This window comes from Pseudoalteromonas sp. SR45-5 (assembly GCF_014163565.1).
GTDB lineage: Bacteria > Pseudomonadota > Gammaproteobacteria > Enterobacterales > Alteromonadaceae > Pseudoalteromonas > Pseudoalteromonas distincta.
Map to the genome: position 1 here is coordinate 1 of NZ_JACJDN010000928.1, position 1,069 is coordinate 1,069.

Here is a 1,069-nt window from a genome sequence, read left to right on the forward strand (position 1 = left end):
GCATTAAATTAGTGAGCTATTATAGCCCTATGAAATAGCGATAAAATGATGATATTTTTAATTATATTGGTATAACTACCCGCCAAAGAGAACACTGCCTTATATGACATCGCCCATTTTAATTACCGGCGCAGGCCAACGTATTGGTTTAGCACTCGCTCAGCATTATATAGCCCAAGGGCAGAGTATTATTATCACGTATCGTACTCGTCACGCCGCTGTTGATAAATTAGAGCAACAAGGCGCTGTATGTATTTATGCCGATTTTAGTACCGATGAAGGTATTAGTACATTTATAAATACGCTTAAAGAGCATACAACATCGCTGCGCGCTATTGTTCATAACGCATCAAGCTGGGACTGCGAAGCTAACAACCCTGACTTTGCAGCACTGTTTGATAATATGATGCGAGTACATGCCAAAACACCGTATTTAATTAATTTAATGTGCGCAGAGCTGCTTTTAAACTATCAGCAAAATGAAAAAGTACCTGCCGATATAATACATCTTACTGATTATGTAGTTGAAACAGGCAGCCCTAAACACTTAGCTTATGCAGCAAGTAAAGCAGCACTCGACAACCTAACCAAATCGTTTAGCGCTAAATATGCGCCAAATATAAAAGTGAACTCGGTTGCTCCATCGCTCATTATTTTTAATGAACATGACGATGAGCAATATCGAGCTAAGACCCTTAAAAAATCATTAATGGGCATTGAACCCGGATGCCAAGAAATTATCAATAGCATTGATTTACTATTACAAAGCCACTACATCACAGGGCGCTCTTTGCCTATTGATGGCGGTCGTCATTTAAAGTAAATATAAATAAACTGAGATATTTATGCACAATGAATTAAAAGAAAGTTATGAAAAAATCATCACCGCTGTAGGCGAAGATGCTAACCGCGAAGGCTTACTTGATACGCCAAAACGTGCTGCAAAAGCAATGGAATATTTAACGCAAGGGTATCGTCAAACGCTTGATGAAATAACTAATAAAGCAGTATTTACATCTGACGCTGACGACATGGTGTTAGTACAAGACATAGAACTCTACTCTATGTG

The 1,069-nt window shown here is 38.4% G+C and carries 2 protein-coding genes; both read left to right on the forward strand.

The genetic code is table 11. The annotated features are described in order from the left end of the window. The first annotated feature begins 103 nt into the window (after positions 1-103). Complete coding sequence (folM, locus tag H5072_RS20135) at positions 104-823, forward strand: dihydromonapterin reductase (RefSeq protein WP_024595773.1); 720 nt, start codon at positions 104-106, stop codon at positions 821-823. Between the two features lie 22 nt (positions 824-845). Next, positions 846-1,069: GTP cyclohydrolase I (locus H5072_RS20140; RefSeq protein ID WP_182694598.1), on the forward strand; the 224-nt coding region annotated here is incomplete at its 3' end.